Annotated in this window: 12 protein-coding genes; all 12 read left to right on the top strand. The window is 49.6% G+C overall.

Annotated elements, in window-relative coordinates; all coding sequences use genetic code 11:
- The 12 genes from ybeY (at position 1) to ACZ5ZV_RS12410 (ending at position 13,148) form a co-directional block, all read left to right on the top strand.
- Positions 1 to 453: an rRNA maturation RNase YbeY gene (gene ybeY / locus ACZ5ZV_RS12465; protein WP_464117348.1), complete on the top strand. Its 453-nt coding sequence runs from the start codon at positions 1 to 3 to the stop codon at positions 451 to 453.
- Positions 454 to 733: 280 nt separating this feature from the next.
- A protein-coding gene (gene prfB / locus ACZ5ZV_RS12460; protein ID WP_464117347.1) for a peptide chain release factor 2 occupies positions 734 to 1,865 on the top strand; the annotation gives its coding sequence in 2 pieces (ribosomal slippage) (positions 734 to 814 and positions 816 to 1,865; 1,131 coding nt in all).
- On the top strand, positions 1,862 to 3,091 hold the full coding sequence (locus ACZ5ZV_RS12455; RefSeq protein ID WP_464117346.1) for an FtsX-like permease family protein: 1,230 nt from the start codon (positions 1,862 to 1,864) through the stop codon (positions 3,089 to 3,091). Before prfB ends, ACZ5ZV_RS12455 begins: the two co-directional genes overlap by 4 nt.
- On the top strand, positions 3,084 to 3,767 hold the full coding sequence (locus tag ACZ5ZV_RS12450) for an ABC transporter ATP-binding protein (protein ID WP_464117345.1): 684 nt from the start codon (positions 3,084 to 3,086) through the stop codon (positions 3,765 to 3,767). The genes ACZ5ZV_RS12455 and ACZ5ZV_RS12450 overlap by 8 nt, the downstream gene beginning before the upstream one ends.
- A gap of 390 nt (positions 3,768 to 4,157) precedes the next feature.
- Entirely contained in the window at positions 4,158 to 6,542 is a 2,385-nt protein-coding gene (bamA, locus tag ACZ5ZV_RS12445; RefSeq protein ID WP_464117344.1) for an outer membrane protein assembly factor BamA, read from the top strand.
- A gap of 112 nt (positions 6,543 to 6,654) precedes the next feature.
- The gene (locus tag ACZ5ZV_RS12440) at positions 6,655 to 7,155 is read left to right on the top strand and encodes an OmpH/Skp family outer membrane protein (RefSeq protein WP_464117343.1); all 501 of its coding nucleotides are present in this window, start codon (positions 6,655 to 6,657) and stop codon (positions 7,153 to 7,155) included.
- A 120-nt stretch (positions 7,156 to 7,275) separates the two neighbouring features.
- On the top strand, positions 7,276 to 8,100 hold the full coding sequence (gene lpxA / locus ACZ5ZV_RS12435) for an acyl-ACP--UDP-N-acetylglucosamine O-acyltransferase (protein ID WP_464117342.1): 825 nt from the start codon (positions 7,276 to 7,278) through the stop codon (positions 8,098 to 8,100).
- Positions 8,093 to 9,022: a Gfo/Idh/MocA family protein gene (locus ACZ5ZV_RS12430; RefSeq protein WP_464117340.1), complete on the top strand. Its 930-nt coding sequence runs from the start codon at positions 8,093 to 8,095 to the stop codon at positions 9,020 to 9,022. The genes lpxA and ACZ5ZV_RS12430 overlap by 8 nt, the downstream gene beginning before the upstream one ends.
- Positions 9,022 to 10,170, top strand: a complete 1,149-nt coding sequence (gene lpxB / locus ACZ5ZV_RS12425) for a lipid-A-disaccharide synthase (RefSeq protein WP_464117338.1) — start codon at positions 9,022 to 9,024, stop codon at positions 10,168 to 10,170. The genes ACZ5ZV_RS12430 and lpxB overlap by 1 nt, the downstream gene beginning before the upstream one ends.
- On the top strand, positions 10,170 to 11,189 hold the full coding sequence (gene lpxK / locus ACZ5ZV_RS12420; RefSeq protein WP_464117336.1) for a tetraacyldisaccharide 4'-kinase: 1,020 nt from the start codon (positions 10,170 to 10,172) through the stop codon (positions 11,187 to 11,189). The genes lpxB and lpxK overlap by 1 nt, the downstream gene beginning before the upstream one ends.
- Positions 11,161 to 12,045, top strand: coding sequence for a lysophospholipid acyltransferase family protein (locus ACZ5ZV_RS12415; protein WP_464117334.1), 885 nt, complete (start codon positions 11,161 to 11,163; stop codon positions 12,043 to 12,045). Before lpxK ends, ACZ5ZV_RS12415 begins: the two co-directional genes overlap by 29 nt.
- Entirely contained in the window at positions 12,042 to 13,148 is a 1,107-nt protein-coding gene (locus ACZ5ZV_RS12410) for a DUF3108 domain-containing protein (protein ID WP_464117332.1), read from the top strand. The genes ACZ5ZV_RS12415 and ACZ5ZV_RS12410 overlap by 4 nt, the downstream gene beginning before the upstream one ends.
- Positions 13,149 to 13,165 lie beyond the last annotated feature (17 nt).

The following is a 13,165-nucleotide window of genomic DNA, read 5'->3' as shown; positions in this document are numbered from 1 at the left end:
ATGGAAGTTCTGATTGTTAACGAGTCTAAACACGCAGCTCCGCGCAAGTTCATTCTGAATTGGATGGAGCTTCTGACAGCAGAACTGAAGAAACGGAAGGTTTTGCGGGCTGATCAGGCACGTCGCGAGCTGACTATGGTGTTCTTGGATAAAAAACCGGCGCAAAAGATCAATAAAGAGTTCCGGGGCAAGGACTACGCTACGGACGTTCTGAGTTTTGATTCGATGGATCCCTCCTCCTTAGGGGAGCTGGTTCTGTGTCCTGAAGTCTTAAAACGCCAGGCCGTTGAACATGGGCTGACCTATCAACAGGAGCTGGGGTACATGCTGTTACACGGAGTTCTTCACTTGTTGGGCTACGATCATGAAACCAATGAAAAAGACGCTCGTGAAATGTTCAGCATCCAGGATGCGGCGTTCGAGGTCCTTTTGAAAAAAATCTCAGCCCTTTAGGGGCTCTTCTCCTTTTAAAATTGCTATAAAACCCAAAAAACACTCGGAAGGGCGAAAAGAGTCCTTCTGCGGCAACTGTTTTGTCGAAGCTTTGGGCAATTGGGGCGAGGGTGCCGGGGTGTGTGGGGGTATATTGCAAATGGTCGAGGGCTGTGGGGGTGGCATCGAGTTTGTAATAGGGGTCTGTGTCGTCCCTGACTTCCGCCTTCGAGAGATATCCCCTCCCTTCTCTCGAAGGCGTTTTTCTTGACAGACTGGGCTTGGTGATTACACTGGGCCTATGTCTATCGTTACTGAAGCCTCTGAAATTAAAAGCAAAATCGTCTCTCTCGAAGCCTTCTCCAAGGAGCTTCGGGGGTATCTTTGACTTAGATCGCAAGAAAAAGCGCCTGGAGGAAATCTCCATTCAGGCCGAGAATCCCGCGCTGTGGGAAAAACCTGCTGAAATGCAAAAGCTCAACAAAGAAAAGACCCTGCTTGAAAGAGCGGTGGGGGAATTCGACGCATTCGCAGGTCGATTGAGTGATGCCAAAGTTTTGCTGGAAATGGCAGAAGAGGCCCAAGATGAAGGCAGTTTCACTGAAGCTAAAACAGAAGTGATAGCTCTTGAAAAGCTGGGGCAGGATCTGGAGTTGAAGCGAGTTTTGAATGGCGAGTTGGACAGCAACAGTGCCTATTTGTCGATCAACTCCGGTGCCGGCGGGACAGAGTCCTGTGACTGGGCCTCTATGCTGCTGCGTATGTACACGCGTTACGCCGACAAACATGGATTCAAAGTTCAGGTGATTGAGATGACCGAGGGCGAGGGTGCCGGGATCAAGTCCTGCACACTTTTGATTGAAGGCCCTTATGCCTATGGCTACCTGAAGGCGGAATCCGGGGTGCATCGTCTGGTGCGTATTTCTCCGTTTGATTCAAATGCTCGCCGCCATACGTCTTTTGCCTCTGTCTTTGCTTGGGCGGAGGTGGACGACGATATCAATATCGAGGTTCGCCCCGAAGATTTGAAAGTCGATACCTTCCGCGCCAGCGGAGCCGGTGGACAGCACGTCAATAGAACGGATTCGGCCGTGCGCATGACTCACATTCCTTCGGGTGTGATTGTCACCTGTCAGGTAGAACGTTCGCAGATTCAGAACCGTGAAAAGGCTTTGAAGATGTTGAAAGCCCGCTTGTACGAGATGGAGATTGAAAAGCGCAACGCCGAAAAGGATGCAATGAACTCTCAGAAGAAAGCCAACGAATGGGGTTCGCAGATTCGATCTTATGTGATGCATCCTTATCAAATGGTGAAGGACCATCGCACGGACTTTGAAACCAATCAGGTGGATGATGTCATGGATGGTGATCTGGATGGCTTTATCATGGCCTATCTGAAGTCCACGCTGCAGGCAGAAGGCCAGCCTTCGTGAAGTCCTCACTTCCCTGGATTGCTGCACGATTGCTTTTTTCCCGCCAGACTTTGTTTGGTGGATCGGCTCCGTTAGCCCTTTTGGGGTTGGTGCTCGGGGTGGCCGCTCTGGTGGCCTCAATGGCGGTGATGAGCGGGTTTGAAAACACGCTGAAAACGGCGATGGCCGAGGTGTCTGGTCATATCCAGGTGGTGAAGCGTTCGCGTTTTCCGGATGACTGGAAAGAACTGGAAGAGCGCATCCGCAAGGCCGAACCCACGCTGGTCAGCTCCTCTCGCTTTGTCTTTATCGAAGCCGTGCTTGCACACAAAGGACAGATTTCCGGTGTCCTGATTCAGGGTGTGGATACCGATCGAGTGGGGCAGGTCTTGAATTTCAAACGCCGTATCATGTCGGGATCAGACAATCTTTCCGAGCCCAGTGAAATCCCTTTGGCTCTTTTAGGTAAAAATCTGGCGCAAAAAATGGATTTAAAAGTCGGCGATACCTTCCGGGTGGTCGTCCCCGTCGCGGACTCGGTGGATCCGTCCAAGTTTCAGCGCCGGGTAGGGGCCTTTAAAATCCAAGGTATTCTGGATCTGGGAAAACATGACTGGAATGAGCGGTTTATTCTGGCAGATTTGAATGCGACGCAAGCCTTGGCTGACATCGGGGATCGGTATTCTGGATTGATTCTGCGTCTGGAAGATGTGGATCATGCCCGCGAAGCGGCGTTCAATTTAAGTGCGACGCTGGGGTCTCCTTACTGGGTGCGGGACTGGCGTGATTCCAATGAAAACCTTTTTGAAGCCATCAATGTCGAACGTCCGGGTATCTTCTTTGTCGTTCTGGTGATCACTATTGTGGCGGCGTTCAATGTGTCAGCAACTCTTTCCATGAATGTGCTTCGTCGTTACAAGGACATTGCGATTCTGAAGACAGTGGGGCTGTCGCAAAAAGACATCCAGAAAATTTTCATCTTCCAAGGTCTTTTCATGGGCACTGTGGGCCTGATTCTGGGCTTCTTGGTTGGGGTGGGGATTGCTTACTTGTTTGAATGGCTGCAAAGCAGTCTGAATCTGATTTCGGGTGAAGTGTATCGTCTGGAAAACATTAAACTGCAAATTCGTTTTATCGACAGCATCGCCATTTGCGTTGCGACACTGCTGGTATGTTTGATCGCAACCATTGCGCCAGCTCGTCGTGGGGCAAAGTTGGATCCGGTGGAGGGCCTTCGAAGTGAGTGATGAAAATATTCTTCTGCGCGCCATTGATATTCATAAGTCCTACGCTCAAGGTGTGGGAGAGCTGGAAATTCTGCGCGGTGTAAGTTTGGATATTCGCCAAGGGGAAGCGTTTGCAATTCTGGGCGCTTCCGGCGCCGGGAAAAGCACCTTGTTGCAAATCATGGGCACCCTGGATCGTCCGAATAAGGGCGAGCTGTACTGTGAAGGTCGTGACCTGCTGGCGATGAATGATGAGGAGCTGTCCCGCTTCCGCAATGCCGAGATGGGTTTTGTTTTTCAGTCCCATCATCTTCTGACGGAATTTACGGCATTGGAGAATGTGATGATTCCTTGCCGTGTCGGCGGTGAGTCCATCAAAGTTGCGCGTGAAAAAGCTTTGCAGCTTCTAGAGTTTATGGGGTTGGCCGATCGCCGCGATCACCACCCGAATCAACTTTCGGGGGGCGAACTTCAACGTGTGGCCATTGCTCGTGCCTTGGTGCGGCATCCGAAGATCCTGTTTGCGGATGAGCCGACAGGGAACTTGGATTCGCATACCAGCGCGAAGATCCAGGAGTTGTTCTTCCGCTTAAAGGAAGAAATGAAGCTCGCACTGGTCATTGTGACGCATGACCTGACATTTGCGACACGATTCCCCAAAGTCTATCGAATGAAAGACGGCCAATGGCAATCCTAAGCCTGAGGGTCGATAAGGCCCCAGCTGACTGCGTTGTGCTGCGGGCTCCTGCCCTTGCCCTTTGGGCTGACGCGCAAGAATAGCCTCCTGCTATTCTTGTCGTGCGCTCTCCTCGCTCCGACGTGCATTGAGCACGCCTCCGCTGCGGGGAGCTTCTCCGCCTTGCATCTGGAGCCTTCTCGCCACTCAGGGTTTTTGCTCGAGTCTTTTTTTAAGGACTGCAGGGGGGAAGCTGCTTTGTGGGTTGTGCTTTGCGGCTAAAAAAGTGCGGGTGGCGGTCTGGCAGCTTTGACAGGACCTTGGTCTTAAGTTACGATTCTTCATCGAAATTGTAAGTACTTAGAAATCTTATAGATTTTTAAAAATCCGGGCCGGGCCCGATGATGGGGAATGGGAACTTTGAGTAAGCTTCTTTGTGCACTGTTAATCACATTCTTAACTTCTGCGGTTGTGGCGGCTCCTGCCAAAAAGACCACGAAGGCGAAAGCTCCTGTGCAAGCAGCAGCCGAAGCTTCTTCGGGGTTGATTGTCAAAACCATTGAAGTTTCTGGCAACCGCAAGATTGAAAAAGACGCTATTCTTGCAAAGATCACCACCAAAGTGGGCGAGCAGTATTCAGCCGACCATATTCGTGCGGACGTGCTTTCATTGTTCAATCTTGGTTTCTTCAACGACATCGAAGTCAGTCGTCAAGTCACTGGCAAAGACGTCGCGCTGACGTATAAAGTTCTGGAAAAGCCTTCCATCGTGGAGATCACTTACGAAGGCAACAGTGAAGTTAAATCAGAAGACATGGCGGATGCATCCGGGATCAAGGCTTATCAGCTTTTGAATATGGCCAAGGTGAAAGAAGCCGTCGAAAAAATCCAAAAGCTGTACGAGGACAAAGGTTTCTTCCTGGCGAAGGTGGATTACGAAGTTCAGGAAGTGACCAAGGACGAAACAGTTCGTTTGGTTTTCAAAGTTCGTGAAAACGATAAGGTGAAAGTTAAAAAGATCACTTTCCTGGGGAATAAACACCTGGGTGACAGCGCCTTGAAATCCAAAATGCTGACCTCTGAAGGCGGCTTCTTCTCGGGCTTGAGTGGTTCTGGTCAATACAAACAAGAAATGTTTGAGCGTGACGTGCAGATCCTGCGTTTCCTTTACTGGAATCAGGGTTATGTTCAGGCCAAGGTGGATCGTCCTCAGGTGACGGTGACTCCGGATAAGAAAAACATCTATATCACCATCCGTATCGAGGAAGGTGAACAGTACAATGTCGGTGACGTGGATTTCGCCGGGGACCTGCTGTTCCCGAAGTCTGAACTGCGTGAAGTGATCAATATCGACGACAACGGTGTGTTTGCCTACGATGTTCTGCAGAAGGACATCAGCGAGTTGACGGCAAAGTACGGGGATCTTGGATACGCTTATGCCAACGTGATCCCGCGCACACGCTTTAACGATAAAGAGCGCCGTGTGGATCTGGTGTTTGAGTTCGACAAAGGGAACAAGGTTTACTTCGGTAAGATCAATATGATCGGCAACACCAAAACCCGCGACAAAGTCATTCGTCGTGAGCTGAAGGTGCACGAGGGTGAGCTTTACAATGAAACCCGTCGTCGTCAGTCTTTGGAAAACATCCAGCGCCTGGGCTTCTTCGAGGAAGTGAACTTTAAGACGTCGATTGATCCAGAGCGCACTGAAGTGATGAATGTGGACATCGCGGTGAAAGAGCGTAACACCGGACAGATCCAGGTGGGGGCCGGGTACGGGACGTCTCAGGGCTTCACATTGCAGGGGTCCGTGAATCAGGCCAACTTCCTGGGTAAGGGTCAGAACTTGGGTGCGTCCCTGAATCTGAGCAACACAGGCAGTTACTATAGCTTGTCTTTCACAGAGCCTTACTTCCGCGACACTTTGTGGTCATTGGGAGCGGACATCTATCAAAGTGCCAACTCCGGCCGTGTGGACTATGACGAGAATCACCGCGGGGGCGCGATCCGCTTGGGTCACCCTATCGCTGAGTACACTCGCGGTTTCCTGAAGTACAAGTACGATGACACGGAGCTTGAGGAAAAATACGAAAACGGCAAGTTGATCACGGATCCGGATTTGTTCCCGTTGAAAACGGCCTCTGGCGTCACGAGTTCTTTGACGGCTAGTATCGAATATGACACACGCAACGATCGTCAGATGCCAAGTAAGGGTATTTATACGAGTGGTTCTTATGAATACGCCGGTCTGGGTGGAGATCTGAAATACACTCGCGGAACGGCGAACTTCCGCTACTACAAGAATCTGTTCTGGGACGTAGTGTGGCGAAATAACATCCAATACGCCCGCATCGACTCTTTGGAAGGCCAGGAAGTGCCATTCAGTGAGCTGTATTTGCTAGGGGGACCGTACTCACTACGTGGTTACCGATCCTACCGTGTGGGAAAAATGAAACAGTCCAAGATGATCTATGACGAGCTTGAACCTTCTTTGGGACCAGAGAAGGCCAAAGAGCAGTCTATGCGTTTCTATGGTGGTGTTCAGCAGGCGATGTACCAGACGGAATTACAGTTCCCTTTGGTGAAGGAAGCTGGCATCATGGGAGCTGGATTCTTCGACGTCGGTGCGGCAGATGATCTTCTAACCGAGGATAAATTCTTCGCGGACGTGGGATTCGGTATTCGTTGGTACTCTCCGATCGGGGTCTTGCGCTTCGAATGGGGCTTCCCACTGAACCGCAACTCCATCTACCACGATGCGACCGTCTTCGAATTCTCCATCGGCCCATCGTTCTAGCGGCGGTGGCCGGGGATGTCGGAGCGTCGGCAGACGCGGAGACTGAACTGCGCTTTGGCGCAGTAAGGACTTAGTTAAGTTTTAAAAAAATACCTTTAAGGAGGATTTGGGAATGAAAAAAATGTTGATCGTGCTAAGCATGCTATTGACGGCATCTTTGGCGCAAGCAGAAGCAAAAATTGGTTTCGTTGATATGCAAAAAGCGATTCAATCCACTTCTGCAGGTAAGAAAGCAAAAACGGAGCTTGAGTCTGATTTCAATAAAAAGAAAAAAGAACTTGAGAAAAAAGAAGCTGACTTGAAGAAGATGGGTGAAGACCTTGAAAAGAAAAAGTCTGTTCTTTCCGAAGAAGCTCTTGGCAAAAAACAAGCTGAGTTCCAGGAAGAAATGCTGAAGTACCGTGATGTGGTTGGCAAAAGCCAGCTGGAAATCCAAAAGAAAGAGCGCGAATTGACGGCTCCGATTCTGGAAAAAATGAAAAAAGTCATCACCAAGCTGGCTAAAGACAAAGGCTACACTCTGGTGATCGAAAATTCTCAAATGGTTCTTTACGCAACTCCAGAGGCAGATCTGACTGAAGATGTGATCAAGGCCTTTGAAAAAGAAAAGTAGTTGATAAGAAAACGAAAAAGGGCCTTCAAAGGCCCTTTTCTGATTTCGGCTTCGGCCGGAGAGGCTGAAGTGCCGACAGGCCCGGAAGCCGGACTTAGTAAAAATTAGGAATTACAGACCATGGCAAATTATAAAATTCATCCAAGCAGTGTTATTTCTCCAGACATCCAAATCGCTGACGACGTTGAGATCGGTCCTTACTGCTTGATCCAGGGTAAAGGTTTTATTGGCAAAGGCACGTTCGTTGAGGGCCATGTGACATTGGGTTCACGTCACGGGATCATTGAAATCGGCGAAAACAACCACTTCTGTCCAGGTGCCGTTATCGGGGGAGCTCCTCAGGATCTTTCCTACAAAGGTGAACCAACCAAATTGATCATCGGAAACAACAACACCTTCCGTGAATTCTCCACCGCGAACCTGGCGACAAGCAAAGGCGACGGAAAAACGGAAATCGGCAATAACGGTTACTTCATGGCGTACACGCACATTGGTCACGATTGTAAAGTCGGGGATAACGTGACGATCGCGAATAACTCCCACTTGGGTGGCCACTGTGAAATTGAAGACGGTGTGACTATTGGTGGTGTGTGTGCTTTCAATCAGTTCACTAAAGTGGGCAAGGGGGCTTTCGTGGCGGGCTCTTCCATTGTGAACAAGGACATCCTGCCATTCTGCCGTGCTCAAGGCACTTATGCGACGATCCGGGCGACCAACAAGATCGGTCTGGCTCGTAAGGGTTTCCCGCGTGAGGAAATCGCCAATGTTCACAAAGCCATTCGTATTATCATCATGGGGTCTCACACCGTGGAAGAAGGCATCGAGCGCATCCTGCAAGAGTGCACATTGAGTCCGAACATCGAGTACTTCATCAACTTCATCAGAAACTCCAAACGCGGTATCGCGGTGGATAGAAGCCCAAAAGGATGGCAGGACGATGAGTAATAAAAAACTTCGTGGGGCCGTTGTCGGGGTGGGATACCTGGGCAACTTCCATGCGCAGAAATACAAAAACAATCCCAACGTGGAGCTGGTGGGTGTGTGTGATCACTTCCCGGCTCAAGCCGATAAAATTGCCGCTCAGTTGGGAGTCAAAAGCTTCCACAAGCCGCAGGATCTTATTGGTGAAGTGGATCTGGTGACGATTGCTGCCAGTACGATGAGTCACTTTGAACTGGCAAAAATGTTTCTGGAAAACGGCGTTCATGTGAACATTGAAAAGCCGATCACGGCGACGGTGCCTCAGGCGGAAGAGCTTTTGGCGTTGGCTGCGAAAAACAATCTTAAAGTGGCCGTGGGGCATATCGAAAGATTTAACCCCGCGATCAATGATCTGCAAAAACATCTTAAAAATCCGAAATTCATCGAATTAAACCGCATGGCCCCTTACAACAAGCGCGGTTCCGATGTCAGTGTTTTGCACGATCTGATGATCCACGATATGGATCTTTTGTTCTGGCTGACAGGTTCAGAAATTGAATCCATGGTGGCTTCGGGCACCAAGCTGATTTCCAAACATCTGGATACGGCTTCTGTGTCCTTCAAGATGAAAAACGGTGTGCACGCGGTGATCAATGTCAGCCGTGTGTCTCCGGTGGCCCAGCGATCCATTCGCGTATTGCAGGATGATTGCACGCTGTTTGCTCAGACGGGTGTTTTGGAAATCGAAAAAGTGGTTCCGGGTGCGGGCGGTGATGAGTTTATTTCAGCTCACAAGTGGAGTGTGGAAAAAGCCGATGCTCTGCAAAGAGAGACAGACGCCTTTATTGACTGCGTTTTGAATAACAAAACTCCGGTCGTGACCGGTCTTGATGGTTTGAAAGCTTTGAAGGCCATCGAAGACATTCAAAAAATGATTGAGGGTTAATGGATCAGGTACTGATGGTGGCGGCGGAAGCCTCCAGCGTAACGTATGCTCAAAGAATTCTGGAAGCCTGGAAAAAGCAGGGACGTAAGGTTCATGCTTTTGGAGTGGGCAGTCAGGATATGGAAGACATTGGATTTGAACGTTTGGGCAAGTCCGAGGAAATGGCTGTCGTTGGCGCCGCTGAAATTATCAGTGCCTATGGTCACCTGAAAGGTGTTTTTGACAGTCTGGTGGCGGAGGCTGAAAAGCGCCGTCCGAAAGTGGCGATTGTGATGGACTATCCGGAGTTCAACCTGATGCTGGCAAAAAAGCTGCACGCACTGGGGATTCCGGTGGTTTATTATATTTCCCCGCAGGTCTGGGCATGGCGCAAAGGCCGTGTGAAGACGATTAAAAAATACTGCCAAAAAGTTTTTGTTCTGTTCCCGTTTGAGGTGCCATTCTATGAAGAGCACGGCGTGCCGTGTGAGTTTGTGGGTCATCCTTTGCTGGATGAACTCGATGAGCGTCTGATCGATGACAAAAACTATCTGAAAACTCATCGCAACCAATGTGGTATTCGTGACGACGAAATTGTGCTGGGCCTGATGCCGGGCAGTCGTCGTTTGGAAGTGAAACAACACTTCCAGATCCAGTTGGATACGGCTCGTATTTTGTCCAAAAAGTTCCCAAATCTGAAGGTTCTGATTTTGACAGCACCGACCTTCAGCAAAGAATACATGCAGGACTTGTTGGAGGACTTCCGTCTTCCTTACATGCTTTTGAAGGATGAACCTTTCCGCATGATTCATCTGGTGGATCTGATGCTGGTGGCATCGGGAACGGCGACCTTGCAAGTGGGGTTGTTGAAAAAGCCCATGGTCATCATGTACAAGATGAAATGGCTGACAGGAGTTTTTGCAAAACTCTTCGTGCGTGGGACCAAGTATTTTGGTCTGGTAAATCTGATTTTGAACAAAGAGGCTGTGCCTGAACGATTCCAGTCCGAAGTGACACCAGAGCATCTGGCGGCATTGTTGGAACGCTACATCGTGGACAAACAGTATCACGACTCTGTGGTGTCTGAATTAGGACAGCTTCGTCAATATCTTGGCGACAAAGGGGCCACTCAGCGGGTGGTGAAAGCCCTTGATGAGTATTTCACCTGATGAAATTTTATCTTCGTCCGCTTTCTTTTCTGTATGACCAGGTCGTAGGGGTAAAGAACAACCTCTATGACAAAGGCGTGTTCGGAGTCTACAAGGCTCCGGTGCCCGTGGTCAGTATCGGAAATCTGACAGTGGGGGGAACTGGCAAAACACCGATCACGGATTTCTGTCTGAAAGCGCTGGTCGCTCAGGGGAAAAAAGTGGCGGTGATCAGTCGCTCTTATCGGGCGGATGCCTCTTCGCCTTGTCTGGTGGATGTGGATCATCCTTTTGCGGCTCGCTATTTTGGTGATGAGCCGGTCTTGTTGGCTCAGGCCAATCCCAAAGTGTCTGTTTATGTCGGACCTAGTAAATGGCGGACGGCCAGGTACGCTGTTGAAAAAGGTCAGTACGATCTGCTGATTGTGGATGACGGTTTTCAGCATCGTCGCCTGGCGCGGGATCTGAATATCGTGATCCTGGATGCGACAGAGACTTTGGCGAATTACGAGGTTCTTCCCGAAGGGCGGGCCCGTGAATCCTGGCAGGGGATTGGCCGTGCGGATGTTTTGATTCTTTCCAAGTGCAATCTGGCTCCGGAAGAACAGTTGAAGCAGTTGGAAGCACGTCTGCCGAAGGACAAGGAAATTCTTTACTTCGGCTACGAGATTCAGCAATGCCGCAATCAACAGACTCAAGTCATGGTATCGCGGGCAGATCTTCAGGGGAAAAAACTTTTCCTGGTTTCAGCCATTGCCCGACCGGATGTATTTGAAAAAATGATGGGTGAACTGGGGGACGTGTCACCGATGAGTCGACACTTCCGTGATCATCATCAGTACACCGCGGACGATGTGAAGAACATTGAAAGCCAGTTTAAAAAATCCCAGGCGGACTATCTGATCACCACGGAAAAAGATGCGGTGAAGTTACGCCAGTTGTTCAATGATGCTTCTTTGTTGTGGAGCGCCTCTTTGGAGGTGGCAGAGGCGGGCAAGAAGGGACGTCTTCATGAAATTATTAATCAAGTTCTTCGTTAGTGTGATGGTTTTCTTCAGTTCCCTGATTCCGCGCCAGTGGCTGCGCAAATCGGGGTCCTGGGTGGGGTTCCTGTGGTTTGATGTCTTCGGCTTCCGCAAGAAAATTGTTCTGGATAATCTGGATATCGCTTTTCCTGAAAAAACCACGGCGGAAAAGAAAAAAATCGGCCGTGAGTCGGTTTATCAGCTGGGATATAACTTTGCGGAGTTCTTTTTCATTCCGTCCGTAACACCGTCCTGGATTGAAAAGAATGTGGTCTTTCATGGCTGGGAAAATATTGAAAAAGCCCGGGCTCAGGGAAAGGGCATGTTCTTTCTGACTCTTCATTTGGGAAATGGGGATCTGGCGTCCAATGCCATTGTCATGAACGGGCAGGATGTCAGCATCATCACCAAAAGATTTAAAACAAAATGGTTTGATGACCTGTGGTTCTCTGTGCGCGGAGCCAAAGGGGTCAAGTACATTGACGCCCACGCCCCGAACAACGCCTTTGAAATTCTTAAAGCGTTGAAAAGAAATGAAGCTTTGGTGTTTGTGCTGGACCAGTTTATGGGGCGCCCTTTCGGGATAGAAACCACCTTTTTTGGAAGGAAGACGGGCACGGCCTATGGTCTAGCTTTGTTTGTGCAAAAAACCAAAGCCCCTGTGCTTCCCATCTATACCTATGAGGGGGAAGACAAAAAACTTCATGTTGTTGTTGAGCCAGCGATGGACACAGCCTCTTGTGTGACTGATGATAAGGATCAGACGACACTCAATATGACTCAAGCTTTCAGTGATAAGCTTGAGCAGATTGTGAGAAGGCACCCGGAGCAATGGATGTGGGTGCATCGACGTTGGAAGGATTTCCGGTGAATTTTAAACTGCTTCTTGGTGCTTTGACTTCAGCTTTGTTGTTTTCAGCCTGTTCGACTTCGTTCCTGAAGTATGAAAAGGCTGATCAGCTTAAAAAGAATGAAGAGTTTGAAGAAGCTGTCACCATCGTCAAACAACCGGTTCCGGAAACCACTGAAGCGGCTCCCACAACAGCTCCCGCAACTTCTGAAAAGACCGAGCCTGCAAAGCCGGCAACAGGGGCTCCTGCGAAGGCCGTCATAAAGGCCCCGCCAAAAAAGACCGCGACAAGCAAAGCCCCAGCTAAGAAAACTGACAAAGCTAAAGGAAAGAAGATGGAAGAAAAATCCAGCGCTCCTGAAGTGGCCGTCAGACAACCGGACCTGGAAGACACCGTTGGTTTTAACGGACGTCGTCCGGTGGTGGACCCTTTCCGTGAAGGCGAGGAAGTGGTGCATGATGTGCATTACTTCAAGGTTTCTGCCGGGGAACTGCGCATGAAGGTGGAACCTTTTGCAATGGTGAACAACCGCAAGGCCTATACTTTTGCAGTGGAAATCAAAACCAGCTCCCTGTTTTCGACATTCTACAGTGTTGAAGACCGCGTTGAAACTTTTGTCGATTACGAAGATCTGGTTCCGCGTGTGTTCCAGTTGCATGTGAAAGAATCCGGTCAGTTGCGCGAAGCCAAGATGCTGTTTGATACGGACAAGGGCGTGGCAACTTTCTGGGAAAAGAAAGTCACAAAAGAAAGCGGCGAGGAAGAGAAGAAAGAAACCTGGGATATTCTGCCTTACACGCAGAATGTCTATAGCGCGATCTTCTACATGCGAAACTTCCAATGGGAAACCGGGAAAGAGTATTCTTTCCGCGTGGGGAACGACAAAGAAAATCTGGTGTTCTCTGGCAAAGCTCTGCGCCGTGAAGTTCTGAACACCAAGTTGGGTCCGATGAAGGCCATCGTGGTTCAGCCCAATATCACTCTTAAGGGAAAATTCAAACCTATCGGCGATAACTTCATCTGGTTGTCTGACGATGATCGCAAGTACATTCTAAGAATCGAATCCAAAATCAAAATTGGAACGCTGATCTCTGAAGTGGTGGAAATCAACCCCGGCCGCTGAAAACGGTCTGGCTTTGG

Source organism: Bdellovibrio sp. HAGR004, from assembly GCF_055397015.1.
Note: the sequence above shows the minus strand (reverse complement) of the source record. Positions and strands in the feature narration are given on the sequence as shown.